Annotated in this window: 28 protein-coding genes; 13 read left to right on the top strand and 15 right to left on the bottom strand. The window is 71.5% G+C overall.

What is annotated here, in order from left to right; genetic code table 11:
- Positions 1-13 precede the first annotated feature (13 nt).
- Positions 14-199 carry a biotin synthase auxiliary protein BsaP gene (gene bsaP / locus IE99_RS0106240; RefSeq protein WP_030164952.1) on the top strand — a complete coding sequence of 62 codons (186 nt, stop codon included), beginning with the start codon at positions 14-16 and terminating at the stop codon, positions 197-199.
- A gap of 152 nt (positions 200-351) precedes the next feature.
- Positions 352-2,043, top strand: a complete 1,692-nt coding sequence (locus tag IE99_RS0106235; RefSeq protein ID WP_030164949.1) for a carotenoid oxygenase family protein — start codon at positions 352-354, stop codon at positions 2,041-2,043.
- On the opposite strand, the gene IE99_RS33355 is transcribed toward IE99_RS0106235, so the two are convergent.
- On the bottom strand, positions 2,035-2,805 hold the full coding sequence (locus tag IE99_RS33355; protein WP_030164946.1) for a hypothetical protein: 771 nt from the start codon (positions 2,803-2,805) through the stop codon (positions 2,035-2,037). The genes IE99_RS0106235 and IE99_RS33355 overlap by 9 nt on opposite strands.
- A 116-nt stretch (positions 2,806-2,921) precedes the next feature.
- Between IE99_RS33355 and bioD the strand changes: the two genes are divergently transcribed.
- Together bioD and bioB are read left to right on the top strand one after the other, a co-directional pair.
- Positions 2,922-3,638: a dethiobiotin synthase gene (bioD, locus tag IE99_RS0106225; protein WP_030164943.1), complete on the top strand. Its 717-nt coding sequence runs from the start codon at positions 2,922-2,924 to the stop codon at positions 3,636-3,638.
- Complete coding sequence (gene bioB, locus IE99_RS0106220) at positions 3,635-4,630, top strand: biotin synthase BioB (protein ID WP_030164940.1); 996 nt, start codon at positions 3,635-3,637, stop codon at positions 4,628-4,630. Before bioD ends, bioB begins: the two co-directional genes overlap by 4 nt.
- A 55-nt stretch (positions 4,631-4,685) precedes the next feature.
- Here bioB and IE99_RS0106215 read toward each other — a convergent pair whose 3' ends face one another.
- A complete protein-coding gene (locus IE99_RS0106215; RefSeq protein ID WP_030164938.1) occupies positions 4,686-6,485 on the bottom strand; it encodes an acyl-CoA dehydrogenase in 1,800 nt (599 codons plus the stop codon).
- Between the two features lie 32 nt (positions 6,486-6,517).
- Entirely contained in the window at positions 6,518-7,312 is a 795-nt protein-coding gene (locus tag IE99_RS0106210) for an SDR family oxidoreductase (protein ID WP_030164935.1), read from the bottom strand.
- 95 nt (positions 7,313-7,407) lie between these two features.
- On the opposite strand from IE99_RS0106210, the gene IE99_RS30070 reads away from it, so the two are divergent.
- Positions 7,408-8,025 (top strand): TetR/AcrR family transcriptional regulator, encoded by a 618-nt coding sequence (locus IE99_RS30070; protein ID WP_051712097.1) that lies wholly within the window; start codon positions 7,408-7,410, stop codon positions 8,023-8,025.
- A 72-nt stretch (positions 8,026-8,097) separates the two neighbouring features.
- Here the strand turns inward: IE99_RS30070 and IE99_RS0106200 are convergent, their stop codons facing one another.
- Together IE99_RS0106200 and IE99_RS0106195 are read right to left on the bottom strand one after the other, a co-directional pair.
- Positions 8,098-8,901 carry a GntR family transcriptional regulator gene (locus IE99_RS0106200; protein ID WP_157610071.1) on the bottom strand — a complete coding sequence of 268 codons (804 nt, stop codon included), beginning with the start codon at positions 8,899-8,901 and terminating at the stop codon, positions 8,098-8,100.
- Between the two features lie 37 nt (positions 8,902-8,938).
- The gene (locus IE99_RS0106195) at positions 8,939-10,117 is read right to left on the bottom strand and encodes an 8-amino-7-oxononanoate synthase (RefSeq protein WP_425423798.1); all 1,179 of its coding nucleotides are present in this window, start codon (positions 10,115-10,117) and stop codon (positions 8,939-8,941) included.
- Positions 10,118-10,182: 65 nt separating this feature from the next.
- On the opposite strand from IE99_RS0106195, the gene IE99_RS0106190 reads away from it, so the two are divergent.
- Positions 10,183-11,823, top strand: coding sequence for a sensor histidine kinase (locus IE99_RS0106190; RefSeq protein ID WP_030164924.1), 1,641 nt, complete (start codon positions 10,183-10,185; stop codon positions 11,821-11,823).
- Between the two features lie 233 nt (positions 11,824-12,056).
- On the opposite strand, the gene IE99_RS0106185 is transcribed toward IE99_RS0106190, so the two are convergent.
- On the bottom strand, positions 12,057-12,344 hold the full coding sequence (locus IE99_RS0106185) for a WhiB family transcriptional regulator (RefSeq protein WP_030164920.1): 288 nt from the start codon (positions 12,342-12,344) through the stop codon (positions 12,057-12,059).
- Between the two features lie 292 nt (positions 12,345-12,636).
- Positions 12,637-13,578, bottom strand: a complete 942-nt coding sequence (locus IE99_RS0106180; protein WP_030164917.1) for a diacylglycerol/lipid kinase family protein — start codon at positions 13,576-13,578, stop codon at positions 12,637-12,639.
- A gap of 112 nt (positions 13,579-13,690) precedes the next feature.
- Between IE99_RS0106180 and IE99_RS0106175 the strand changes: the two genes are divergently transcribed.
- Positions 13,691-14,134, top strand: coding sequence for a hypothetical protein (locus IE99_RS0106175; protein WP_245623081.1), 444 nt, complete (start codon positions 13,691-13,693; stop codon positions 14,132-14,134).
- Positions 14,135-14,137: 3 nt separating this feature from the next.
- Here the strand turns inward: IE99_RS0106175 and IE99_RS0106170 are convergent, their stop codons facing one another.
- Positions 14,138-14,896, bottom strand: coding sequence for an RNA polymerase sigma factor SigF (locus IE99_RS0106170; protein WP_030164912.1), 759 nt, complete (start codon positions 14,894-14,896; stop codon positions 14,138-14,140).
- A 50-nt stretch (positions 14,897-14,946) separates the two neighbouring features.
- The gene (locus IE99_RS0106165) at positions 14,947-15,372 is read right to left on the bottom strand and encodes an ATP-binding protein (protein ID WP_030164908.1); all 426 of its coding nucleotides are present in this window, start codon (positions 15,370-15,372) and stop codon (positions 14,947-14,949) included.
- A gap of 177 nt (positions 15,373-15,549) precedes the next feature.
- On the opposite strand from IE99_RS0106165, the gene IE99_RS0106160 reads away from it, so the two are divergent.
- Positions 15,550-16,032, top strand: a complete 483-nt coding sequence (locus tag IE99_RS0106160; RefSeq protein ID WP_030164904.1) for a GNAT family N-acetyltransferase — start codon at positions 15,550-15,552, stop codon at positions 16,030-16,032.
- A 90-nt stretch (positions 16,033-16,122) separates the two neighbouring features.
- Here IE99_RS0106160 and sodN read toward each other — a convergent pair whose 3' ends face one another.
- The gene (gene sodN / locus IE99_RS0106155; protein WP_030164901.1) at positions 16,123-16,524 is read right to left on the bottom strand and encodes a superoxide dismutase, Ni; all 402 of its coding nucleotides are present in this window, start codon (positions 16,522-16,524) and stop codon (positions 16,123-16,125) included.
- 158 nt (positions 16,525-16,682) lie between these two features.
- Here sodN and sodX point away from each other — a divergent pair, with 158 nt between their 5' ends.
- Positions 16,683-17,132, top strand: coding sequence for a nickel-type superoxide dismutase maturation protease (gene sodX, locus IE99_RS30065; RefSeq protein ID WP_245623080.1), 450 nt, complete (start codon positions 16,683-16,685; stop codon positions 17,130-17,132).
- On the opposite strand, the gene IE99_RS0106145 is transcribed toward sodX, so the two are convergent.
- On the bottom strand, positions 17,021-17,596 hold the full coding sequence (locus IE99_RS0106145; protein ID WP_084219311.1) for a CGNR zinc finger domain-containing protein: 576 nt from the start codon (positions 17,594-17,596) through the stop codon (positions 17,021-17,023). The two genes, sodX and IE99_RS0106145, sit on opposite strands and share 112 nt — an antisense overlap.
- A gap of 131 nt (positions 17,597-17,727) precedes the next feature.
- Complete coding sequence (locus tag IE99_RS0106140) at positions 17,728-18,918, bottom strand: NAD(P)-dependent malic enzyme (protein WP_030164891.1); 1,191 nt, start codon at positions 18,916-18,918, stop codon at positions 17,728-17,730.
- Positions 18,919-19,266: 348 nt separating this feature from the next.
- On the opposite strand from IE99_RS0106140, the gene IE99_RS0106135 reads away from it, so the two are divergent.
- The 4 genes from IE99_RS0106135 (at position 19,267) to IE99_RS0106120 (ending at position 22,936) form a co-directional block, all read left to right on the top strand.
- Positions 19,267-20,172 carry an ABC transporter substrate-binding protein gene (locus IE99_RS0106135; protein ID WP_030164888.1) on the top strand — a complete coding sequence of 302 codons (906 nt, stop codon included), beginning with the start codon at positions 19,267-19,269 and terminating at the stop codon, positions 20,170-20,172.
- Between the two features lie 4 nt (positions 20,173-20,176).
- Positions 20,177-21,088 (top strand): amino acid ABC transporter permease, encoded by a 912-nt coding sequence (locus IE99_RS0106130; RefSeq protein ID WP_030164884.1) that lies wholly within the window; start codon positions 20,177-20,179, stop codon positions 21,086-21,088.
- Positions 21,085-21,891, top strand: coding sequence for an amino acid ABC transporter ATP-binding protein (locus IE99_RS0106125; RefSeq protein WP_051712095.1), 807 nt, complete (start codon positions 21,085-21,087; stop codon positions 21,889-21,891). The genes IE99_RS0106130 and IE99_RS0106125 overlap by 4 nt, the downstream gene beginning before the upstream one ends.
- A gap of 76 nt (positions 21,892-21,967) precedes the next feature.
- The gene (locus IE99_RS0106120) at positions 21,968-22,936 is read left to right on the top strand and encodes a zinc-binding dehydrogenase (protein WP_030164880.1); all 969 of its coding nucleotides are present in this window, start codon (positions 21,968-21,970) and stop codon (positions 22,934-22,936) included.
- A gap of 15 nt (positions 22,937-22,951) precedes the next feature.
- Here IE99_RS0106120 and IE99_RS0106115 read toward each other — a convergent pair whose 3' ends face one another.
- The 3 genes from IE99_RS0106115 to IE99_RS0106105 form a co-directional block, all read right to left on the bottom strand.
- Positions 22,952-23,644: a PadR family transcriptional regulator gene (locus IE99_RS0106115; protein WP_030164877.1), complete on the bottom strand. Its 693-nt coding sequence runs from the start codon at positions 23,642-23,644 to the stop codon at positions 22,952-22,954.
- Between the two features lies 1 nt (position 23,645).
- A complete protein-coding gene (locus IE99_RS0106110) occupies positions 23,646-24,458 on the bottom strand; it encodes a DUF4097 family beta strand repeat-containing protein (RefSeq protein ID WP_030164874.1) in 813 nt (270 codons plus the stop codon).
- A 78-nt stretch (positions 24,459-24,536) separates the two neighbouring features.
- On the bottom strand, positions 24,537-24,719 hold the full coding sequence (locus tag IE99_RS0106105; RefSeq protein ID WP_030164871.1) for a DUF6104 family protein: 183 nt from the start codon (positions 24,717-24,719) through the stop codon (positions 24,537-24,539).
- Positions 24,720-24,780 lie beyond the last annotated feature (61 nt).

The following is a 24,780-nucleotide window of genomic DNA, read 5'->3' as shown; positions in this document are numbered from 1 at the left end:
GTACGGTACGGCCGTGGAGACCTATTGCGACCGGTGCGGCGAGCCCGCGGCCGCCCATGACCACGCGTCCTGCCGGGCGGCCCGCCGGATGGAGCCGCCGCGCTACTGCACCCAGTGCCGCCGCCGGATGGTCGTCCAGGTGACGCCGCTGGGCTGGACGGCCCGCTGCTCCGAGCACGGCGCCCTGACGTCGGTCTGAGCACCACCACGGGCGCGCCGTAGAGGTGCGCCGCGGTGACCGCGACGACCCGTTCTCTCCGGTCCCGCCGTGCCGTCTCACGCGGGCCCGGTAACAAGCGACCGCTTGTGCCCGAATAGTCGTTAGAGGCATGACGACGTATGGAGGCACGGATGCCGGTCCCCCGCTCGATCCTCGGCAAGAACCCGATAACCGACATGGACCTCGGGGTCGTCGCCGGCGCCTGGCCGTCCGACGTCCGCGGCCACTACCTCGTCAGCACGTCCGACCAGCGCACCCGGCCCCTGCACGCCTTCTTCGGCGACGGCATCATGGCCCGCCTGTCCCTGACCCCCGGAACCGACGGCGCCCCGCCGTCCCACTTCGCCTGGCGGAGCCGCGTCATCGACACGCCCTCGGTCCGGCTCCGCCGCAAGCGCCCCGACCTGTTCACCCCCGGGCCGGTCGGCACCGGCTCCCCGTGGGGGTTCGTCAACGCCGCGAACACCGCGCCCCTGCCGTGGGGCGACCGCCTGTTCGCCACCTGGGACGCGGGCCGTCCGGTGGAGGTGGATCCCGTCACGCTGGAGTTCGTCGCGGAGGTCGGCCACCGCGACGACTGGAAGCCGATGGACGACGCCGTCCTGCCTCTCATCTCCTCGACGGCCCATCCCGTCATCGACCCCGACCGCGACTGCCTGTGGAGCGTCAGCCGCGACGTGATGACCGGCGCCGTCTCCGTCATCCGCTACTCCGGGACGGGCAAGCGCGTCACCCGCTGGGCCGTCGAGAACGCCGCCCTCCCGCAGGCGACCCACACCATCACCCAGACCCGCGACTGGCTGATCCTGGCCGACACCGCGTACCGCATCGACGTCGAGGAGATCTTCGGCGGCGACCGCACCGTGGCGAACAACCCCGACGGCCCCCTCCTGCTGATCCGCAAGGACGACCTCGTCGCGGGCAGGTCCACGGTCACCTGCAAGGAGTTCCGGATCGCCCCCGAGGTGAACCACTTCTACGCCCGCTACGACGACACGGACGGCATCCAGGTCGTCATGGAGCACAGCGAGGGCGTCGACATCGGCATGTACCTCCGCGAGGACGACCTCGACCTCTACGGCCGCCCCATCGACCCGGCCCTGCGCGGCATGTACTGCCACGGCATGACCCCGGCCCTCACGACCGTCCTGGACTTCGACCCCGAGAAGGGCAGGGTCACGGAGAAGGCCCGCGCGCACGATCCGTCCCGTTGGTGGCAGGCGGAGCTCTCCGCGATCGACTGGAGCCTCGAGGGCCAGCTCAACCCGACCCGGCACCACCTCATCTTCCTGGGCTTCCACCCGGAGGCGATCAACCAGCGGGCCCTGAGCAACTACGAGGGCCGGATCGACACGTCCCTCTTCCCCGAGGAGGAGACCCCGGCCACCCTCGTCACCCTCGACCGCGACGGCCTCAAGCCCCTGGCCGAGTGGACGTTCTCCCTGGACGACTATCCGACGTCCCCGTCCTTCATCCCGAGAGGCCAGGGCGGCACCCGGTACGCGGGGACGGCCCCGGGCGGCCACGACGGCTACCTGCTCGTCGCCGTCCACAACGACGACCGGTTCCGCCTGGAGCTCTTCGACGCCGCCGACGTGAGCCGAGGCCCCCTCGCGGTCCTGGCTCCGCCCCGGGGCACGACGGTCCCCTTCCTCATCCACTCGGCCTGGATGCCCGAGGCGAACCCCGCCCCGCCCTCGCTGGACCGCCTGACCTTCGCCGACGACCTGGGCACCCGCCTGGACGTCCTGGACGGTGACCTGGCGGCCACCGCCCGAGAGGTCGCCGACGAGCTCACCGGCCGTCCGCTGGGGTCAGGTTAGGTCGCGGCAGGACTCCTCGTCCGGCAGGAGCGGGCGCAGCCGGACCGAGTAGATCCTGCCCTCACTGCGCCACAGGCTCTTGCCGGCCTCGCGCGGGAGGTCGGAGGTCCGGGCCAGGGTGCAGATGCCGCCGGCCGCCTGGACGCCCTCTCCCAAGGGCTTCAGGGGCCAGGGCCTGGGCGTCCCGCTCCCGGTGCTCTCACCTGCCAGGACGGCCGTCCGGGCCGGGCGGTAGGGCGAGGGCGGGACGCTCTGGTCGGCGGCGGGCCACGCCTCGGGGAACAGGCGCTTGTGGAAGCGGACGGCCGGATCGGACGGCGGCGCCGGGTCGATGATGGTCGTCCGGGCCTTGCCCATGCTGATCGTGACGGTGAACGCGTCCGCGTACTCCTCGGAGCCGACCGAGCGGGAGCGGCCGAGGCCCGCCCGGCGCGCGTCGGCCAGGAGCCGGTCGAGGGCGGCCGGCCTCAGGCGGTACTCGGTCAGGCCGTCCCGCGACACGGCCAGGGCGCGGCCCGAGGAGTACAGGGAGAAGTCGGGCAGGGCTCCGGGCCCACCGAGGCCGGCGATGCCGCCCGTCCGCTGCCAGCGCAGGACCAGGTCCTCTTCGGCGGGAGCATCCCGCGCGGAGGGACCCGAAGGGGATCCGGCGGGCGGCGACGGCGGCGGATCGCTCGCGCTGGAGTTGCCGCCGCAGGCGGCGAGGACGATGGCGACGGCCAGCGGGAGCAGCCAGCGGGAACGTGCGTAGGGTCCGGCCATGATGGTTCGACGCGGGAAGGGGACGGCCGGGTTTCCGCGATGACAAAAAGGTTCGGTCAAGACTGTGGGGTACGGCGCTCCAGGCGCTCGAGGGGCGCGCGCTAGGGTGGCCGCTCGTGAGCGTGCTCGTAGTCACCGGGACCTGCACCGGGGTCGGCAAGACCGTCGTCACCGCGGCGCTCGCGGCGCTGGCCGCCGCGCGCGGCGCGCCGGTCGCCGTCGTCAAACCCGGCCAGACCGGCGTGGCGGAGGGCGAGCCCGGCGACCTCGACGACGTGCGGCGGCTCGCGGGCGTCGACGACCTGCACGAGTTCGCCCGGTTCCCCGACCCGCTGTCGCCCGCCGCGGCGGCCCGGCGCGCCGGGGTGCCGCCGCTCCGGCTCGCGGACGTCACGAAGCACGTCCAGGAACTGGCCGCGACGCGGCGGCTGGTCCTGGTGGAGGGGGCCGGGGGGCTCCTCGTCCGCTATGACGAGGAGGGCACGACCATCGCCGACCTGGCCCGGTGGCTCGGTGCCGCCGTGGTCGTGGTGGCGCGGCCCGACCTCGGCACGCTCAACCACACCGCGCTGACCCTGGAGGCGATGGCGCACCGGGGCGTCCAGCTCGCGGGCGTCGTCCTCGGCAGCTGGCCGGACGACCCCGACCTCGCCATGCGCAGCAACATCCGGGACCTGGAGACCATCGCGGCCCGCCCCCTCGCCGGCGCCCTGCCGGCCGGCGCCGGCTCCCTCGATCCCGCCGAATTCCTCGTGGCCGCGCACCGCGGCCTGGCCCCCGCCTTCGGCGGCGCGTTCGACGCCGCCGCCTTCCGCGACAAGGAGATCATGTGAGCGACATCCTCGAAACGGCGCGCCGCCAGGTGCTGGAGGAGGGCCGGGGGCTGACCGCCGACCAGGTCCTGGAGTGCCTGACGCTGCCGGACGACCGGCTGGAGGAGCTGCTCGCCCTCGCCCATGAGGTCCGCATGCGCTGGTGCGGCCCGGAGGTCGAGGTCGAGGGCATCGTGTCCCTGAAGACGGGCGGCTGCCCGGAGGACTGCCACTTCTGCTCGCAGTCCGGGAAGTTCGAGTCACCCGTCCGGTCGGTGTGGCTGAACATCCCCGAGCTGGTCGAGGCGGCGAAGGAGACCGCGAAGACCGGGGCGACGGAGTTCTGCATCGTCGCGGCCGTCCGCGGCCCGGACGAGCGGCTGATGTCGCAGGTCCGCGACGGCATCAAGGCCATCAACGAGGCCGTGGAGATCAACATCGCGTGCTCGCTGGGGATGCTGACCCAGGAGCAGGTGGACGAGCTCACCGCGATGGGCGTCCACCGCTACAACCACAACCTGGAGACGGCCCGGTCCCACTTCTCCAACGTCGTGACCACGCACTCGTGGGAGGAGCGCTGGGAGACGCTCCGCATGGTGAAGGAGGCCGGGATGGAGGTGTGCTGCGGCGGCATCGTCGGCATGGGCGAGACCGTCGAGCAGCGCGCCGAGTTCGCCGGCCAGCTCGCCGAGCTGGAGCCGGACGAGGTCCCGCTGAACTTCCTGACGCCGCGTCCGGGCACGCCGTTCTCCGACTTCCCGCTGGTGGAGGGCGCGGAGGCGCTCAAGACGATCGCCGCGTTCCGGCTCGCCCTGCCCCGCACCATCCTGCGCTACGCGGGCGGACGCGAGCTGACCCTCGGCGACCTCGGCACGCGGGAGGGCATGCTCGGCGGCATCAACGCGATCATCGTCGGCAACTACCTGACGACGCTGGGCCGCCCGGCCGACAAGGACCTGGACCTGCTCTCCGAGCTCCAGATGCCGATCAAGGCCCTGAGCAAGACCCTCTGACGGACGAGGCCGCCCGGAAGCACCGGGCGGCCCCCCTTCAGGACCGGCCGGCCCTTCAGAACCAGTCGGCCCGCATGTCCAGGGTGGTGCGGTCCGCCGAGGCGAGCAGATCGAGCTGCGGCCCGGTCCGGGGCAGCTCCCAGCGGAAGAAGTACCGGGCGGCCTGGAGCTTGCCGCTGTAGAAGGCGTCCGGGGGCGCGGCGGCCGCGATGAGGGCCTGCTCGAGCCAGATCCACGCGATCACGGTGTGGCCGACGGCCTCCAGGTAGACGGACGCGTTGGCCAGTGCCGCCTCGACGTCCATCGGAGCCCACAGGGCCGCGGTGACCTCGGTGATCCGGGTGACCGCGGCCTGCAGAGCGGCGCCGTGTCCGGCGAGCTCGCCGCCGGCCTTCCCGGCCCGTTCGACGGTCTCGCCGATCCGTTCGGTCAGGGCCGCCAGGCCCGCGCCGCCGCCGGCGACGACCTTGCGGCCGAGCAGGTCCATGGCCTGGACGCCGTGCGTGCCCTCGTGGATCGGGTTGAGCCGGTTGTCGCGGTAGTGCTGCTCGACGTCGTAGTCGCGGGTGTAGCCGTACCCGCCGTGCACCTGGATGGCGAGGGAGTTCGCCTCCAGGCACCATTGCGACGGCCAGCTCTTCACGATCGGGGTGAGCGTGTCGAGCAGCAGTCCCGCCCTGGCCCGCTCCTCCTCGGTCGGGGCCGTGGCCGCGTCGTCGGCCAGGCTCGCGCACAGCAGCACGAGGCCCATCGCGCCCTCGACGTACGACTTCTGCGCCAGCAGCATCCGCCGCACGTCGGCGTGCTCGATGATCGGCACCTGCGGGGTCGCCGGGTCCTTGCCAGCGACCGGGCGTCCCTGCGGCCGCCGGCGGGCGTACTCCAGGGACTTGAGGTAGCCGGTGTAGCCCAGCGCGGTGGCGCCCGCGCCGACCCCGATGCGCGCCTCGTTCATCATCGTGAACATGTAGGCCAGCCCCCGGTGGGGCTCGCCGACCAGGTACCCGACGGCGCCGGGGCGCCCGCCCGGCGTGTGGACGCCCTCGCCGAAGTTGAGCAGCGTGTTCGTCGTGCCGCGGTACCCCATCTTGTGGTTCAGGCCCGCGAGGACGACGTCGTTCCGCTCGCCCAGCGCGCCATCCTCCGTGACCAGGTATTTCGGGACGATGAACAGGCTGATGCCCTTCACGCCCGGCGGCCCGCCCGGGATCTTCGCCAGCACCAGGTGGACGATGTTCTCGCTCAGCTCGTGGTCGCCCGCCGAGATCCACATCTTGGTGCCGGTCAGCCGGTGGGTGCCGTCGTCCTGGGGCTCGGCGCGGGTCGTGATGTCGGTCAGGGACGAGCCCGCCTGCGGCTCCGACAGGCACATCGTGCCCATGAAGCGCCCCTCGACCATGGGCCGCGCGAACTTGTCGATCTGTTCCGGTGAACCGTGTGCCATCAGCAGGTTCACGTTGCCGAGGGTGAGCATGGGGTAGGCGGACGTGGCGACGTTGGCCGCCTGGAACCAGGCGAACCCCGCGCTGCCGACGGCGTACGGCAGCTGCATGCCGCCGTGCTCGGCGTCCAGCCCGGCGCCCAGCAGCCCGGCGCCGGAGAAGACCTCCATGGCCTTCTTGATCTCGGGGATCTGCCGGACGCGCTCGCCGTCGAACGTCGGCTCCCGCGCGTCCGACAGCTTGTTGTGCGGGGCGAAATGGTCGGTCGCGATCTGCTCCGACAGCTCCAGCACCGCGTCGAACGTCGACCGGTCGTGGTCGGCGTACCGGTCGCGGGACGTGAGCCGCTCGACGTCCAGCCACTCGTACAGCAGGAACTCCAGGTCGCGCCGCGACAGGAGCTGAGAAGGCATCGGTTCTCCCAACAGGTGAGGGGCGGACGGCGTCAGGCCGTGGTGGCGATGCCCCCGTCGACGGGGATGACGGCGCCGGTCACGTAGGCGCCCGCGCGGCTCGCCAGGTAGACGGCGACGCCCGCCATGTCGTCCGGACGGCCGATGCGGCGCAGCGGCGCGGAGGCGGCGATCTCGTCGCCGAACGCGTCCAGCGTCGCGGCCATCATCTTGGACGGGAACGGCCCCGGCGCGACCGCGTTCACGGTGATGGACTGCGGGCCGAGCTCCTTGGCCAGGTGGCGGGTCAGCTGGTGCACCGCCGCCTTGCTGGACGAGTACGCGTACGTGGGCAGGATCGGCACGTGGATGCCGTCGATGCTGCCCACGTTGATGACGCGCGCCGGGTCGTCGGCGGTCGCGGCGGCCCGCAGCGCGGGCAGGAACGCGCGGACGAGGAAGAACGGCGACTTGAGGTTGAGGTCGAGGACCTTGTCCCACGCCGACTCCGGGAACGTCTCCAGCGGCTCGCCCCACGTGGCGCCGGCGTTGTTCACCAGGATGTGCAGCTCGGGGGCCGCGGCGGTGACCTCCTCGGCAAGTCGCAGGCACTCGTCCTCGCGGGAGAGGTCGGCGGGAACGGCGTGCACTTCGCCGTACTCGGACAGCTCCGCGCGGGCCTGCTCGCAGGCGTCCGCCTTGCGGGAGCTGATCCACACCCGGGCACCGGCCATGAGCAGCCCGCGGGCCATCATCATCCCGATCCCGCGGGTTCCGCCGGTGACGACGGCGCTCTTCCCGGTCAGGTCGAACAGCTGCGCGCTCGTGCTGGCGTGGACGTCGGTCATGCCGTCTCCTTTTCGGGGCCGCCGTGGTACCGGCCGTTACCGGGGATGGTACCGTACGGTACCAATCGGGGTCCGCGCCAGACCGGGAGGCTTCGTTGAGCGATGCGCGCGCCGGTGAGCGGCGGCTGGACGGGTTCCGGCGGCGGCTGCTGGCCGGTCTGGCGTCCGCCATCACCGACAAGGGCCTGGCCGCGACCACCATCGGCGACATCGTCGAGCGCGCCGGCGTCTCCAAACGGGACTTCTACCGCGTCTACCCGGGCAAGGACGACGCGTTCCTCGACCTCTACAAGATCGCCAGCGCGCGCGCGGCGGCGACGATCGCCACCGCCATCGAGCAGGAGGGCTCCTCGGCGGACGCGCTGCGCCGGGCCATGCACGCGTTCCTCGCCCTGCTCGACGGTGAACCCGCCCTCACGCGCGCGCACTACATGGACATCTACGGCCTCGGCCACCGCGGCCTGGAGGCACGCCGCCAGGTGCTCCTCGACTACTGCACGGCGGTCTGGGCCCAGCTTGAGCGGACCAGGGGCCACGCCGTGCCGCGCCCGATGCCCGTCCACGAGATGATGGCGGCGATGGCCGCCGTGAACGAACTCGCCCTGGCCGAGATCGAGAGCGGCTCGGACCGGCCGCTCACCGACCTGGCCGACGTCATCGCCCGCATCATCACCCCCATGCTCCACCACGCGGCACCCGGGTCCCCGGCCTGAGCGGTCGCGCGGGCTCGATCGGGAGACCGACGGGTCGGGCCGCCTTCCGACGCGCCCCGCTCCGGAGCGTCGCTACCGGTGGTCGCCGCGGCGGAGGCGGGTGATGAACTTGTAGCGGTCGCCCCGGTACAGGGACTGCGCCCATTCGACCGGCTGGCCGGTCGAGTCGAAGGCGTGCCGGGAGAGAAGGAGCATGGGAAGGCCGACGTCCACGCCCAGGAGCTGCGCGTCGTGGGGGGTGGCGAGGACGGTCTCGATCGTCTCCTCGGCCTCCGTCAGGTGGACGTCGTAGGCCGTGGCGAGCGTCTCGTACAGGGAGAGGTGGCGGGGGAGCTCGCGGCGCAGGCCGGGGAAGCGGCGCGCCGGCAGGTGGGACGTGTCGATCGACATGGGCTCGCCGTCGGCGAGGCGGAGGCGGTGGATGCGCAGGACGCGCCCGCCCGGCCGGATCCCGAGAAGGGTGGCGAGGCGCTCGTCGGCGCTGACGTAGCCGGCCTCCAGGATGCGGGTCTCCGGGCGGAGGCCGTGGTGGCGCATGTCCTCGGTGTAGCTGACGAGCTGGAGCTCCTGCGACACCTTCGGTTTCGCGACGAACGTCCCCTTGCCCTGGATGCGCTGGAGACGTCCCTCCACGACGAGTTCCGCGAGGGCCTGCCGGACGGTCGTCCGGGACGTCTCGTACTTCTCGGCGAGGGTCCGCTCGGGGGGCAGGGGGCTGCCGGGAGGAAGCGACTGGATCAGCTCGACGAGCAGTTCCTTGAGCTTGTAGTACTTGGGGATGCGGGGCGCCTGGCTGGAGTGGTGCTTGCCCAGGTCACTGAGCGCAGGCCGCTCGTATCCGCCCCCGTGCCGGGGCCCGCCCCTGACCTCCGTCACGGCATCTCCTCACGTTCATCATCGGTTTCCCCCGATGTTATTCGTGAAGACTACGACCGGTAGAGCGTGAGACTTCTGTCAGGGCGGTGCCGAGGGCTGTGAGGTCGGACTCGCCGACGGTGGCGCGCGCGGTGAGCCGGAGGCAGGCGCGGCCCTTCGGGACCGACGGCGGGCGGAAGCATCCGACACGGAACCCGTGATCAGCACAGATCTCCGCGGCACGCAGCGCCGCGTGCGGCTCGCCGAGGAAGACGGGGACGACCGCGGCGGCCGGGGCGGCGGTCTCCAGGCCGGAACCGGCCGCGATCTCGGCCATCCGGAGGGCGCGCTCCCGGGCGCGTCCCGGCAGTTCCGGCTCGGATTCCAGGACGTCGAGCGCGGCGAGCACCGCGCCCAGCGCGGGCGGGTTCAGGCCGGTGTCGAAGATGAACGCGCGGCCCGTGTCGACCAGCGTCTCGATCACCTCGGGGGCGCCGAGCACCGCGCCGCCCTGGGACGCCAGCGACTTCGACAGGGTGAGGGTGAGGACGACGTCGGGCTCGCCGGCCAGGCCCGCCGCGTGGACGGCGCCCCGGCCGTCCTCGCCGACGACGCCGAGGGCGTGCGCCTCGTCGACCACGAGGAGGGCCCCGTGGGCGCGGGCCGTCCGGTGCAGGTCCCGCAGGGGGGCGACGTCGCCGTCCACGGAGAAGACCGCGTCGGTGACGACGAGCGCGTGGTCCTCGTCGCGCCCCCGCAGCGCCTCCTCGACGGCGGCGGTGTCCCGATGCGGGACGATCACCACCCGGGCCCGCGAGAGGCGGCACGCGTCCACGATCGAGGCGTGGTTGACCTGGTCGGACACCACCAGCGTGCCGGGGCCGGCGAGGGCGGCGATCGCGCCGAGATTGGCCAGGAAGCCGGACGAGAAGACGAGCCCGGCCGCAGACCCGCAGAACGCGGCGAGCCGCCCGTCGAGCTCGGCGTGCAGTTCGGTGGTGCCGGTGACCAGGCGCGACCCCGTGGCGCCCGTCCCCCACGCGCGGGCGGCGGCGACGGCGGCCTCGACCAGGCGGGGGTCGCCGGCGAGGCCGAGATAGTCGTTGGACGCCAGGTCGACGAGCCCGGGACGGGGCGGGCGGGGGCGCAGCGTCCGGCGGAGGCCCGCCGCGGTGCGCCGCGCGGTCGCCTGCCGGAGCCGCGCCAGCGGGTCAGCGCCTGCGGTCATGCCCGGCATCCTGCCAGGTGGCGCCGGACGGGGGAGCGGCCGGTCCGACAAAACGGATGGGCGATGATGGTCGCGTGCCTACCTTGACCGATCTGGTCCGCGATCACACGGACCTCACCGAGGCCGACCTGGAGTGGCTGCACGCGCTGGTGTCGGACTGGCAGCTCCTCGCCGACCTGTCGTTCGCCGACCTCCTGCTGTGGGTGCCGCTCCGCTCAGCCGAGATCCTGCCCCCCGAGGACGAGCCCGGCCGCCGCCGGCGGCGGGTCGACACGGGCGCGGACGTCCCCGGCTGGGTCGCGATCGCGCAGATGCGGCCCACTACCGGCCCGACCGCGTACCCCGAGGACCTCGTCGGCAAGGTCGTCCGGACGGGCCGCCGCGGCCTGATCGACGTGGCGTGGCGGGAGCGCCGGATCGTCCGGGAGGGCGACCCCGAATGGGGCAGCGGCATCCCCGTCCGGGAGGAGTCGATCCCGGTGCGGCGCGGCGCGAAGGTCCTCGGGGTGATCCAGCGGAGCACGAACCTCAGTTCGGCGCGCACCCCGTCCCGCCTGGAGCTGACGTACCTGCAGAGCGCCAGCGACCTCGCCACGATGATCTCCGAGGGCTGCTTCCCGGTGCCGGGCGAGGAGCCGAACATGGTCCGCTCGCCGCGCGTCGGCGACGGGCTGATGCGGCTCGACCGCACCGGCAAGGTGATCTACGCGAGCCCGAACGCGCAGTCGGCGTACCGGCGCCTCGGCCATCCGGCCGACCTGGTGGGGGAGGCGCTCGGCCGGACCACCGCTGACCTGTGCGACACCGGCGAGCCGATGGAGGAGGCGCTGAGCGTCGTGTTGTCCGGCCGCGCGGCGCGCGAGGTCGAGGTGGAGGCGCGCGGCTCGGTCATGCAGCTGCGGACGATCCCCCTCGTGGTGGGCGGGACCCGCATCGGCGCCATCGTCCTGTGCCGCGACGTGACGGAGCTGCGCTGGCGGGACCGCGAGCTCATGACGAAGGACGCGACGATCCGGGAGATCCACCACCGGGTCAAGAACAACCTGCAGACGGTCGCGGCGCTGCTCCGCCTCCAGGCCCGCCGCCTGCGGATTCCGGAGGGGAGGGCGGCGCTGGACGAGGCGGTCCGCCGGGTCGGGTCGATCGCGATCGTCCACGAGACCCTGTCCCTGACCCCGGACGAGCTGATCGACTTCGACGACATCGCGGACCGCGTGATCATGATGGCGGGGGAGGTGTCCACCCCCGAGACGAGGGTGATCCCGAAGCGCATCGGCAACTTCGGCGTCCTTCCGGCCGAGATCGCCACGCCGCTCGCGATGGCCCTGACGGAACTCCTCCAGAACGCCCTCGAACACGGCCTCGCCAACCGCAACGGGACCCTGGAGGTCGAGGCGCACCGCTACGGCGAGGGGCATGCCCCCGGCGCCACCCCCGCCTGGGGCGAGCTGCACGGTCCCGGCGACCACGAACCCCGGCAGAGCCAGGACGCCCCCTCGGGGCGCCGCCTGATCGTCGCCGTCACCGACAACGGCCGCGGCCTGCCCCCGGACTTCGACGTGGAGAGCAGCAACAGCCTGGGGCTGCAGATCGTCCGCACCCTCATCGTCGGCGAGCTGGGCGGCCGCCTCGACTTCAACCCGAGGGAGGGCGGCGGCACCCAGGTGATCGTCGACATCTCCCTGGACCAGCACCACCGCCCGGCCCGCCCCTAGAACGCAAAGCGCCCGCAGCGAATGCTGCGGGCGCTCAAAGAGGTGCGACATGCTCAACCGGCGGCCCAGCTGTCAACGACCGGAACCCTAGCGATCGCGAGCGAAGCCAGGTTCGAGCGAAGCGAGAACCTGATCGCGCAGCGAGCCCTCGGCGAGTCGAAGCGATGCAGCGATCGCACCGCGGCGCCCGTAGAAGGAGGGCGTTCTAGCGCCCGACGCCGAAGGCGACGCAATCAAACACCGCGCCCGACGCCGAGGGCACCGCTCGGACGCGCCTGCGTCGTCGCCAGGCGGCGCTGGCGGCGCTTCAGGGCGCGTCGCTCGTCCTCGCCCATTCCGCCCCATACGCCCGAGTCCTGGCCGGATTCCAGGGCCCAGCGGAGGCAGGCGTCGGTCACGTCGCAGCGGCGACAGACCTGCTTGGCCTCTTCGATCTGCAGAATCGCCGGGCCGGTGTTGCCGATGGGGAAGAACAGCTCGGGGTCCACGTCACGGCAGGCTGCGCGGTGGCGCCAGTCCATGCGGTCCACTCCTTCGTCGGGGTGGTGGAGTCATTCCACTCTTGTGAACGGTTTCACATGTCGCGAACGCCCGGAGGCCGGCGGTGGCCGGATTCGGGGATTGTTGTTCGACGGCGCCGTGACCTGGGCTGACGACGTTGTACCCGGTCGGCCGGACGCACTTTGAGCGTGTCAGGGCGGCCGGGGACGACGCAAGAGCTTTGAGAAAGGATTCTCAAAGTATGGGTGTCGGTTGTGTCACATCAGTGGGTCGGCCGCGTTGCTTTGTCGTTAACGGAGCGCGGTCGCGCACTCATATGACGATGCGTATCGCCTTCGGGACGGATCGGAACGTGATGTGCGCCTGTTCACCGAGGTACTCGCCGTCGAGCTGAAAGGCCATCGGACGGTCGGCGCGCAATGTGACCTCCGCCGCATCGTGCACGTTCACCACCCGGCGGCCCTGCACGGGACGGCCACGGGCGGTGAGCATCTGCGCGACCGCGCCGAGCGTCGGCCCCATGTCGAGCGAGCGCATTCCGAACACGTCGAGGCCCCGGGTGAAGTGCGCGCGGGGGCTCGGATTCACCGGGATCGGCCCCATGAAAGTCCACGGCGACGTATTCGAGATGAACGCGAGGAACAGCCCCGCTTTCGGCGGGCGGCCCGGGACTTCCAGCGTCAGCGGGGGCCGGCGCCGTTCCGTCCCGGTGAAGAAATGCCGGAAGGCGGTGCGCACATAGAGCGACGGATCCGCCTTCGCGCCGGTCCCGCGGGCGCGCTCCACCTCGCGGACGACCTCCGCGTCCAGGCCGACGCCCGCGCAGAAGGTGAAGTAGCGATCGGAGCCGTCGTCGAGCGCGGCCGTGCCCAGACCGACCGTCCGGTGCCGTCCGGCGCGGAGCGCCTCCAAAACGGAGCGGGTCGCGCCGACGGGGTCCCCGGGGAGGCCGAGGGCGCGGGCGAACACGTTCGCGCTCCCGGACGGCAGGACGGCCAGCGCCGGCAGGTCCGGGGACGGGCCGTCGGCGAGCAGCCCGTTCACCGCCTCGTTCACGGTGCCGTCGCCGCCGAGGGCGATCACGACGTCGTAGTTCTCCGCGGCCGCCTGCCCCGCCAGCTCGGCGGCGTGGCCGCGGTGGGCCGTCTCGGCGAGGACGAGGTCGATGTCGCCGGTGAACGCCCGGATGAGGACGTCGCGGACCCGCCGGGAGGTCGAGGTCGCCTTGGGGTTGGCGATCAGCATGGCGCGCACGAGCGCCAGGCTATCTGCCGTTCCGCGCGGCTCGGCCACGGGTTCGCCCGCTCCGGTGGCCCAGCGGGTGCGGGGCGGTCGGGCGACCAGGGGGCGAGTAGGGTTGGCGATTGTGTCGAAGCCTCCCAAGACCGTGCGGGCCGCCGCCGTGCTCGAAGCGGCCGAGGGCCTCGCCGCCGTCGGCTTCGGGGTGTTCACGGGGGCCGAGACGGCCCGCGGCGCCGCCGTCGACCCGGTGAGCGCGATCGGCGTGACCGTCCTCGCCCTCGCGGGCGGGCTCGGCATGCTCGCGTGCGCGCGGGGGATGCTGCGCGCCGAGCCGTGGAGCCGCGCCCCCACCGTGCTGACGCAGCTGTTCGCGCTGCCGGTCGCGTGGTCGCTGTGGCAGAGCGAGCAGGTCGCGCTGGCCGTGCCGCTCGGGCTCGTCGCCGTCCTCACGCTGGTCGCCGTCCTCAGCCCGCCCAGCACGGCGTGGCTGGTCGAGACCCCTCAGGCGGAGGACGACGACGGACCCGTCCTCGCCGAGCCCCGCAAGGAGCCCGGCGACGGGTCGTGAGCGTCACTCGTCGGCGGTGAGGCCCTCCCGCAGCTGCGCGAGCGTGCGGGCCAGCAGCCGCGACACGTGCATCTGGGAGATGCCGAGCTCGGCCGCGATCTGCGACTGGGTCATGTTGCCGAAGAACCGCAGCAGCAGGATCTTCTTCTCCCGCGCGGGCAGCTTCTCCAGCAGCGGCTTGAGCGACTCGCGGTACTCGACGCCCTCGAGGGACTCGTCGACCATGCCGAGGGAGTCGGCGACGGCGGGAGCGTCCTCGTCACCCGAGTCGGGGGCGTCCAGGGACACGGTGGAGTAGGCGTTCGCCGACTCCAGGCCCTCCAGCACCTCCTCCTCGCTCATCTGCAGGTGCGCGGCCAGCTCGCTGACGGTCGGCGCGCGGCCCTCGCGCTGCGCGAGGTCGCTGATCGCCTTGGTCAGCGACAGCTTCAGCTCCTGGAGCCGGCGCGGCACCCGCACCGCCCAGCCCTTGTCGCGGAAGTGCCGCTTGATCTCCCCGACGATCGTCGGGGTCGCGTAGGTGGAGAACTCGACGCCGCGTTCCAGGTCGAACCGGTCGATCGACTTGATCAGGCCGATCGTGGCGACCTGGATGAGGTCGTCCAGCCACTCACCGCGGTTGCGGAAGCGGCGCGCGAGGTACTCGACCAGCGGCAGGTGCAGCTCCACCAGCTGGTCGCGGATGCGCTGGCGCTCCGGGTCGCCCTCGGGGAGCTCGTTGAGCCGCTCGAACAGGGCGCGCGCGCGGGCCCGGTCCGGCACGGAGCTGTCGGACCGCTCGTTGCCGGTTCCGGCGATGGTCGTCTTCTCCGTCACGGGGCCTCCGCACCGCGCCGCTTCTGCAGCGTCACGATGACCCGGTCGTCGGGGCCGACCTGGGCGTCGACCTCGCCGGCGAGCGACGACAGGACGGTCCAGGCGAACGTGTCGCGGCTCGGTTCGCGGCCGTCCATGGTCAGGACCGACACGGAGATGCGCACGGCCTCCCCGGTCAGCTCGAATTCGCACGTCAGATCCGTCCCGGGGACGGCCTGGGCGAGCAGCATCGCGCACGCCTCGTCGACCGCGATGCGCAGATCCTCGATCTCGTCGAGCGTGAAGTCCAGCCGGGCCGCGAGTCCCGCCGTCGCCGTCCGCAGGACGGACAGGTAGGCACTCGCGGCGGGCAGCCTCACGGTCACCACGTCGCGGACGGACAACTGTGTGCCGGCCGGCATTGCTGCGGTTTCCTCGGTCACGTCACTCCCTCGCAGGGTGGGGTCCCGCTGTCTTCGAAACTACCGCGCCCCGGGCCCCCCGCGACGATCCGCCGCGCGTGGCTTTCTCACCAATGTCCGCGCCGACGTGAAAGGACGCGTTCCAAACCCCTTCCCGGCGAGGCGATGATCACTCCGGGAGGCCGGTAGCCTGCCGGGGTGATTCGACCCGCTCGTCCCGATGACGTACCCGCGATCTTCCGGCTGATCCACGCGCTCGCCGAGTACGAGCGCGCCCCGCACGAGGTGAAGACCACCGAGGACCTGGTCCGCGCGAGCCTGTTCGGGGACGACCCGAAGGTGTTCGCCCACGTCGCCGAGCACGAGGGCAAGGCCGCAGGCTTCGCCGTGTGGTTCGTCAACTACTCGACCTGGACGGGCCGCCACGGCATCTACCTGGAAGACCTGTTCGTGGACCCTGCCGTCCGGGGCAACGGCTACGGCAAGGCCCTGCTGACGGAGCTGGTCCGCATCGCCGACGAGCGCGGCTACACGCGCGTCGAGTGGTCCGTTCTCGACTGGAACTCCAGCGCGATCGCCTTCTACGAGGCGATGGGCGCCCGCCCTCAGGACGAGTGGACCGTCTACCGGCTCGACGCCGATGCCATTGCGGCGGTGGCCCGCGGGGAGAAGAGACGATAGCGCTACAAGGCGCTGCTCCCCGCGCACGCGGGGCGGTCGCGAAGCCGGGGCCCGTCCAGCCGCTGGACGGGCCCCGGCTTCACCGTTCGATCATGCCTGCTTGGTCTCCCAGAAGATCTTGTCGATCTCCGCGATCCGGCCCAGCAGGTCCTCGGCGTTCTTGACGTCCATCGAGCCCTTGGTGCCGCCGGCGCCGGCGAGCTTGGTGGCCTCGTTGAACAGCTGGTGCAGCTGGGGGTACTTCTCGAAGTGCGGCGGCTTGAAGTAGTCGGTCCAGAGCACCCACAGGTGCTCCTTGACCAGCTGGGAACGCTGCTCCTTGATCAGGATCGCGCGGGCCCGGAACTCCGGGTCCTCGTTGGCCGCGTACTTCTCGCAGATCGCCTTGACCGACTCGGCCTCGATCCGGGCCTGCGCCGGGTCGTAGACACCGCACGGCAGGTCGCAGTGTGCGGAGACCGTCGTCTTCGGGCGCAGAAGCTTGAGCAACACCTGCGAATCCCTTCCCTCGTTCGGATCATGCTCAGGGCACCGACATTACTCTGAAGGGCCGGACGCCGTACGGCTAGGGCGGTCGGTAATTCGGCGTAGGCCGCCCGGTCCCGGTGAAGTGGTGACCGCGATGCGGCGGGCCATGCGGGGAGGGGCATGTGATTCGGACCGCGGCGGCCTGCGGGGCCGTTCTGCTGGGGCTCGGGCTGCTCAAGCGCCGGGTGCGGGCGGTCGAGGTGGCGGGGGAGTCGATGCTGCCCGCCCTGCGGCCCGGCGACTGGCTCCTGGTGTGGACGCCCGGACGCCCCGCGCCGGGCGACGCGGTCGTCGCCCGGCATCCGGAGCGTCCGGAACTCCTCATCGTGAAGCGTGCCGCGCGCCGGGAGCGGGACGGGTGGTGGCTGGAGAGCGACAACCAGCGCGCCCCGGGCCGCAGCGACAGCTGGGACTTCGGCGCCGTCCCCGACGACCTGGTGATCGGACGCGTCGCCGCGCGCTACCGGCCGCTCTCGCGCGTCGCCGTCGGCGGACGCGCCGTCACCCGGGCGACGGGCGGATGGCAGGCCGCGGTCGCCCGCGGCCGCCCGGCGCAGTGCTCCGAGCAGTAGCGGCGGGAGTGGTTCGCGGTGGTGTCGAAGTAGACCTGCCCGCAGCCGTCCGCCCGGCAGATCCCGAGCCGGTCGATGCCCTCGGAACCGATCTTGGCGGCGAGGCCCATCGCGGTGCGGGCGGCGACCCGGTCCGGGATGGATCCGGCCTCGTTGAAATGGAGATGCCAGTCCTGGTCGTCGTGCCGGGACACCTGCGGATGGATCGGATGCTGGATCATCAGCGTGTTGAGCCGGTCCACCGCGTCGTCCTCGTCGCCCCGCGAGACGGAGACGAAGATGGCGCGCAGTTCGGCGCGGAGCTCGCGCACGGCGTCGAGGTCGCGGTGCGTCGTGCGGCCCTCCAGATGCGGCCGGCGGGTGAGCAGCGCCCGGAGCCCGTCGAGGTCACGGAGGTCGTCGTGGTGGGCGTGCTGGGTGTTCACGAGCTCGATCGCGAGATCCGCATAAGAGACGAGATCCACATTCGCTCCCCGCTGGTCTCGGCCGGAACGGACGAATCCCCAGGGTCATTCCCCCGTGACGGATATTACACCCTATAAACCGCAATGACCCGCGCCCCGAAAAGGGGCGCGGGTCATTTCCCGGCGCTCGATCAGATGCGCGCCACGCCCTCGGCGCGGGCCTGCGCCGCGACCGCGGCGGTGACGGCCGGGGCGACCCGGTCGTCGAACGGGCCGGGGATGACGTAGTCGGCGGTCAGGTCGCTGCCGACGATGTCGGCGAGCGCGTTCGCCGCCGCGAGCTTCATGCCCTCGGTGATCGTGTGCGCCCGGACGTCCAGCGCGCCGCGGAAGATGCCGGGGAACGCGAGCACGTTGTTGATCTGGTTGGGGTAGTCGCTGCGCCCGGTGGCGACGACCTTCGCGTGCCGGCGCGCGACCTCGGGGTGGACCTCCGGGGTCGGGTTCGACAGCGCGAACACGATCGCGTTCTCCGACATGGTGGCGACGCACGACTCGTGGACTGTGCTGCCGGACAGACCGATGAAAACGTCCGCGCCGCGCAGCGCCTCCTCGGTGGAGCCCGTCAGCTTCGACCGGTTCGTGATCTTGGCGATGCGCTCCTTGACCGGGTTCAGCCCGTCCCGGCCCTCGTAGATGAGGCCCTTGCTGTCGGACAGGGCGATGTCGCCGATGCCGGCCTCGATGAGGATCTGGGACACCGCGATGCCGGACGCGCCCGCGCCGGCGACGACGGCGCGCAGCTCCGACAGCGGCTTGCCGACGAACCGGGCGGCGTTCTTCAGCGCGGCCAGCGCGACGATCGCGGTGCCGTGCTGGTCGTCGTGGAAGACGGGGATGTCGAGCGCCGCGCGGAGACGGTCCTCGATCTCGAAGCAACGGGGGGCGCTGATGTCCTCCAGGTTGATGCCGCCGAAGCTCGGCGCCATCCGGATCACCGTCTCGATGATCTCTTCCGTGTCCGTGGTGTTCAGCGCGATCGGTACCGAGTCGACGCCGGCGAACTCCTTGAACAGCAGGGACTTGCCCTCCATGACCGGCATGGACGCGGCCGGGCCGATGTCGCCGAGGCCGAGCACCGCGGTGCCGTCGGTGACGACGGCGACGACCTTGGAGGTCCAGGTGTACTCGTAGGCGAGCTCGGGGTTGTCGGCGATCGCGGTGCAGACCCGCGCGACGCCGGGCGTGTAGGCGAGGGAGAGGTCGTCCTTGTTGCGGACGGGGATGGTCGAGCGCATCTCGAGCTTGCCGCCGAGGTGCAGGCGGAAGGCCGGATCCTGATCGAGCGGAAGCGGTTCGTTGGGATTGGGCTCAGCAGCCACAGCGACCCCTGTCAGTGAAAGATGGGCTTTCGGGCGATGTCGCGCGGTAGGTGTGGGTTGATGGCCTGATCACCTGGAGGGACAACTCGCGACGTACGGGGGTCACCCGTTGTCCGATTGTGCCATACGCGCCGGCGTGCTTCCCGGTGCGGGGCTCGTGGTGACCGTCACGGTCAAATATCGCAAGGTCACGGATCGGTGGCGTACGGTAATGAAGGCCGGGCGGCCGGGCCTTCCCGTTGTCCGATTGTTTCGGACCCTTTATCCAGATCAGGTCCACATTGCGCCAAACTGTGCACTTGACCTTCGGATCTCTGCGGATCCGTCACTCCACGTGAAGGGGGACCCGTGATCACCGGTTCTCTGCGCCGCCACACCCTCGCCGCCGGTGCCCTCGTGCTGACGGGCGCCCTCGCCCTGTCGGCCTGCGGCGGCGACGACGGCTCCGACGACGCGAAGGCGCCCGCGGCCAACGCCGACGCCAAGCTCGCGGCGATGGTGCCGGACGCCGTCAAGAGCGACGGCAAGATCGTCATCGGTACGGACGCGTCCTACCCGCCCAACGAGTCGGTCGACCCGGCCAGCCAGAAGATCGTCGGCTGGGACGTGGAGCTGTTCACCGCGGTCGCGGCGAAGCTCGGGCTGAAGGTCGAGTTCCAGAACGCGGGCTTCGACACCATCATCCCCGGCGTCCAGTCCGGCAAGTACGAGATCGGCGTCTCCTCCTTCACGGACAACAAGGAGCGCGAGAAGGTCGTCGACTTCGTCACCTACTACTCCGCGGGCACGACGTGGGCGGCTCTCAAGGGCAACCCGAAGGGCGTCAACCCGGACGACGCGTGCGGCAAGACCATCGGCGTCCAGCAGGGCACCGTGCAGGTCGACGACCTGAAGGCGCGCAGCAAGAAGTGCGCCGACGCCGGCAAGCCGGAGATCAAGACGGTCGTCCGCAAGCAGCAGACCGAGGTCAACAACGACCTGGTCGCGGGGAAGGTGGACGGCATGGCCGCCGACTCCCCGATCGTCGGCGACGCGGTGAAGAAGACCGGCGGCAAGCTGGAGATCATCGGCCAGGCCTACGACACGGCGCCCTACGGCTACGCGCTCAAGAAGGACAGCGGCCAGTTCAAGGACGCCGTCCTCGCCGCGCTGAAGGCCCTCATCGCCGACGGCACCTACAAGAAGATCCTCACGGACAACGGCGTGGAGAGCGGCGCCATCACCGACCCGGTGATCAACGGCGCGCAGAGCTGATCGCATGACCGTCGACAGCGACGTCGAACCGGGACGGCCTGAGGCGATCAAGGCCGTCCCGGTCCGTCATCCGGGCCGCTGGCTCGGCGCGGCCGTGATCCTCGTCCTGATCGCGATGTTCGTCCACTTCCTGGTCACCAGCAAGGCGCTGGAATGGCCGGAGCAGTGGAAGTACCTCTTCTCCGATCCGGTGCTCAAGGGCGTCCGGAACACGATCTGGCTGACGGTCGCCGCGATGATCGGCGCCATCGTCTTCGGCATCGTGCTCGCGCTGATGCGCATGTCGGAGAACCCGCTGCTGCGGGGTGCGGCCTTCGTCTACCTGTGGTTCTTCCGGGGCACGCCGCTCTACACCCAGTTGCTGATCTGGGGTGCGATCGGTTCGCTGCTCCCGACGATCGGCGTCGGCATCCCGTTCGGCCCGGAGTTCCACACGTGGAAGACGCAGGAACTCGTCAATGTGGCGCTCGCCGCGGCCCTCGGGCTGATCCTGAACGAGGCCGCCTACATGGCGGAGATCGTCCGCGCCGGGATCCAGTCGGTCGACGAGGGGCAGACCGAGGCGGCGAGCGCCCTCGGCATGTCCCGCCTGCAGACGCTGCGGCGGATCGTGCTGCCGCAGTCGATGCGGGTGATCGTCCCGCCGACGGGCAACGAGACCATCTCGATGCTGAAGAACACCTCCCTGGTCGTGGCCGTCCCCTATTCCGAGCTGACGTTCACGGCGCAGACCATCTATGCCAGCACCTACAAGATCATCCCGATGCTGGTGATGGCCTGCCTCTGGTACCTCCTGCTGTCCTCGATCCTGATGGTGGGGCAGTTCTACCTGGAGCGGTATTACGCGCGCGGCACGAGCAGGTCCGCGGAGGCCAGGCAACGCATCCGGTTCCGCGGGGGAGGCGGCGGCCAATGAACGTGCAGAAGGATCCGGCCGGGGAGCGGTCGTCCGCCGACACCGGGCCGATGGTCAAGGCCGAGCAGGTCCACAAGTCGTTCGGGCGGGTCGAGGTGCTCAAGGGCATCGACCTGGAGGTGCGGCGGGGCGAGGTGATGTGCGTCATCGGGCCGTCCGGGTCCGGGAAGTCGACGTTCCTGCGCTGCATCAACCACCTGGAGAAGATCAACGCAGGACGGCTGTGGGTGAACGGGCACCTCGTCGGCTACCGCGAGAAGGGCGGCAAGCTGTACGAGCTGCGCGACAGGGAGGTCGCCGCGCAGCGCCGCGAGATCGGAATGGTGTTCCAGCGCTTCAACCTGTTCCCGCACATGACGGCGCTGGACAACATCATGGAGGCGCCGCTCCGGGTGAAGAGGCAGCCGAAGGCGCAGGTCAAAGAGCGCGGGCTGGCGCTGCTGGAGCGGGTCGGGCTGGCCGACAAGGCGCAGAGCTACCCGGCGCAGCTGTCCGGCGGGCAGCAGCAGCGGGTCGCGATCGCGCGGGCGCTCGCCATGGAACCCGCGCTGATGCTGTTCGACGAGCCGACGTCGGCGCTCGACCCCGAGCTGGTCGGCGACGTCCTCGAGGTCATGAAGCAGCTCGCGCGGGACGGCATGACCATGGTCGTCGTCACGCACGAGATGGGCTTCGCCCGCGAGGTCGGCGACTCGCTCGTCTTCATGGACGGCGGCGTGGTCGTGGAGGCGGGCACCCCCCGTGACGTCATCGCACGCCCCCAGCACCCCCGCACGCAGGACTTCCTCTCCAAGGTCCTCTGACGCGGCGCGTCCGACGGCCCGTCCCCGCGTCGGGGGCGGGCCGTCCGGCGTCCGCGGGAGCGGCTAGGGTGCGGGCATGTTCGCTGTCACGGCCACGCAGATCGACGCCGACAATCCGCTGAACGGGCTCACGCTGGGGGAGAGGCCCGACCCCGAGGTCCCGGACGGGTGGACGACCGTCACGGTCAAGGCCGCCGCGCTCAACCACCACGACCTGTGGTCGCTGAAGGGCGTGGGGCTGCCCGCCGAGCGTCTCCCGATGATCCTCGGCTGCGACGCCGCCGGGATCGACGAGGACGGCGACGAGGTCATCGTCCACTCCGTGATCGGCGACCCTGACCGGGGCGGCGGCGACGAGACCCTCGACCCGAAGCGGTCGCTGCTGTCGGAGCTCCACGACGGGACGTTCGCGGAGAGGGTCGCGGTGCCGCGCCGCAATCTCGTCCGCAAGCCGGCGGAACTGTCGTTCGAGGAGGCGGCGTGCCTGCCGACGGCGTGGCTGACCGCGTACCGGATGCTGTTCGGCAAGGCGGACCTGGAGCCCGGGTCGTCCGTCCTGGTGCAGGGGGCGGGCGGCGGTGTCGCGACGGCGGCGATCGCGCTGGCGTCGGCGGCCGGCTTCCGCGTCTACGCGACGAGCCGCAGCGAGGCCAAGCGGAAGCGGGCGCGGGACCTCGGCGCGGACGCCGTGTTCGAGCCGGGCGCGCGGCTGCCGGAGCGGGTCGACGCCGTGATCGAGACCGTGGGGCAGGCGACCTGGTCGCATTCGCTGAAGTCGCTGCGTCCCGGCGGCCGGATCGTGGTGTCCGGGGCGACGAGCGGGCAGGTGCCGCCGGCCGAGCTGAACCGGGTGTTCTTCCTGCAGCTGTCGGTGGTCGGCTCGACGATGGGGACGCGGGCGCAGCTGGAGCGGCTCGCGCGGTTCCTGGTGAAGACGGGCACGCGGCCGCCGATCGACCGCGTGCTGCCCCTCGCCGAGGCGCGCGAGGGGTTCGCCGCGATGGCGGACGGCGACCTCTTCGGAAAGATCGTCTTCACGCCGTGAGACGGGGATTGGCGCTCAGCGCCCGTCCTTGCGGAACACCTCGTCCTTCAGCCGCTCCCGGGTCTCGCCCAGCAGGGCCTGGGCGGCGGCGAGGGCGTCCGCGTCCAGCTTGGCGTTCTTGGCCGCCTTGCGGACGTCCTCGACGAACGTGCGGAGCAGCCGCTCCAGCTTGAGGCGGGCGACCTCGTCGGGAGTGCCGGTCGCGGTCTTCCACGCGTCCTCCCAGTTCTGCCGCCACTCCTCCTTCCACGTCTGCGTCTGCTCGCGCCAGTGGTCCTTCTGCTCCCTCCACGCCTCCTTCGACGTGGTGCGGCCCTGGTCGCGCATCGTCCGGGCGGCCTGCGTGAGCTCCTCCCGGAGGGTCCGGACGGTCTGCCGGACGTCCTCCTGGACGCCCCGCGCGAACTCCTGCGCGGACGCGGAGATCTCGTCCTCCAGGTCGGCGAGCTCGTCCATCCGCCGTTCGAGTTCGGCGCGGCCGTCGTCGGTCAGCGAGTAGACCTTCTTGCCCTTGACGACCTCATGGCTGACCAGGCCCTCCGCCTCCAGCCGCGCCAGCCGCGGGTAGATCGTGCCGGGGGAGGGCGAGTACACGCCGAGGAACCGGTCGCGCAGCAGCCGGATCACCTCGTAGCCGTGCCGCGGGCTCTCCTCCAGCAGCTTCAGCAGGTACAGCCGCAGGCGGCCATGGCCGAAAACGGGGCTCACGTCACTTCTCCATCTCGGCGTCGGGGTCGTCCGGGCGGCCCATGAGCGCGATGGAACCCGCCACCGAGTTCACCGACAGCCGGCCCGAACCGTCTCCGATCTTGCCGGACACCGTCTGGAAACCGGTCCGGTCGGCGCGGGAGAGCCCGGGGAAGGACGAGGTGACCCGCCCGCCGGCGGAGCTCAGGGTGACCTCGGCGTCCGCGGATTCGGGGATCCGGAGCGTCACCTCGCCGGACACGGTGTGCACGTGGACGTCGCCCACCCCGATCAGGTCGACGTCGGCGGCGACACGGCCGCTGACGGTCTGCGCCGACAGCCGGTCGACGGCGCCGCCCGCGAGGGACAGGTCGCCCGCCACGGACGTGAACGACACCGTGCCGTCCACTTCCCGGGCCTCGATCGCGCCGGACGCGGTGTTCGCGTCGATCGTGCCGGTCACCCCGTCGAGGGTCACGTCGCCGGACACGCTCTTGATGTGGGCGGGCGCCGTCAGCCCCGTGATGACCGCCTCCGCGGTCACGAGGTTGAGGCCGACCGGGCAGTCGGGCGGGACCGTGACCGTGATGTCCGCACGGCACTTTTGGGTGCGCAGCCAGGTCAGCAGCCCTTCCCAGCGCTTCTCATGGGTGATCGTCAGGATGCCCGCCTCGTGCGCCACGATCAGCGGCGGCCCCTCCACCAGGCTGACCATGACCGATGGCCGCTCGTCGGAGGCGAGCACCGATATGCTCCCCGTGATCAGTGTGGCCCGCAGCGCGACCACGCCGTCGAAGTCGAGCGCGGTCGGTTCATCGATCGTCCAGCGCGGCATCGTGGCGCCCCTTACCTCGGCCTCTCTCGACGACTTCAAGATATGTCGCGTCCAGGACGGCGGTCAAGACATATCGCGTTACTCGTCCTCATCCTCGTCGTCGAGCCGGGCGAGCCAGGTCGCCAGGCGGTCCACCGGAACCTCGAAGTCCGGGTTCAGGTCGACGAACTCGCGGAGGCGCTCCGCCAGCCACGTCAGGCTCACCTCCTCGTGGCCCCGCCGCTCGGCCAGCTCCTCGATCCCGCGGTCGGTGAAGTACATGCCGTGCCCTTTCCCGCGGGGACGCCGAAGGCCCCGGCGCGAACGCGCACCGGAGCCTCCG

This window comes from Spirillospora albida (assembly GCF_000718255.1).
Taxonomy (GTDB): Bacteria; Actinomycetota; Actinomycetes; order Streptosporangiales; family Streptosporangiaceae; genus Spirillospora; species Spirillospora albida.
This window is presented reverse-complemented; position numbering and strand designations above follow the sequence as displayed.

What these genes read in the sequence shown, in the direction of transcription:
- IE99_RS0106185 (WP_030164920.1), bottom strand. Translation starts at nt 12,344, where the DNA reads ATGGACTGGCGCCACCGCGCAGCCTGCCGTGACGTGGACCCCGAGCTG.
- IE99_RS0106210 (WP_030164935.1), bottom strand. Translation starts at nt 7,312, where the DNA reads ATGACCGACGTCCACGCCAGCACGAGCGCGCAGCTGTTCGACCTGACC.
- IE99_RS0106105 (WP_030164871.1), bottom strand. Translation starts at nt 24,719, where the DNA reads ATGTACTTCACCGACCGCGGGATCGAGGAGCTGGCCGAGCGGCGGGGC.
- IE99_RS0106130 (WP_030164884.1), top strand. Translation starts at nt 20,177, where the DNA reads ATGACCGTCGACAGCGACGTCGAACCGGGACGGCCTGAGGCGATCAAG.
- IE99_RS0106110 (WP_030164874.1), bottom strand. Translation starts at nt 24,458, where the DNA reads ATGCCGCGCTGGACGATCGATGAACCGACCGCGCTCGACTTCGACGGC.
- IE99_RS0106215 (WP_030164938.1), bottom strand. Translation starts at nt 6,485, where the DNA reads ATGCCTTCTCAGCTCCTGTCGCGGCGCGACCTGGAGTTCCTGCTGTAC.
- IE99_RS33355 (WP_030164946.1), bottom strand. Translation starts at nt 2,805, where the DNA reads ATGGCCGGACCCTACGCACGTTCCCGCTGGCTGCTCCCGCTGGCCGTC.
- IE99_RS0106125 (WP_051712095.1), top strand. Translation starts at nt 21,085, where the DNA reads ATGAACGTGCAGAAGGATCCGGCCGGGGAGCGGTCGTCCGCCGACACC.
- IE99_RS0106120 (WP_030164880.1), top strand. Translation starts at nt 21,968, where the DNA reads ATGTTCGCTGTCACGGCCACGCAGATCGACGCCGACAATCCGCTGAAC.
- IE99_RS0106235 (WP_030164949.1), top strand. Translation starts at nt 352, where the DNA reads ATGCCGGTCCCCCGCTCGATCCTCGGCAAGAACCCGATAACCGACATG.
- IE99_RS0106195 (WP_425423798.1), bottom strand. Translation starts at nt 10,117, where the DNA reads ATGCCGGGCATGACCGCAGGCGCTGACCCGCTGGCGCGGCTCCGGCAG.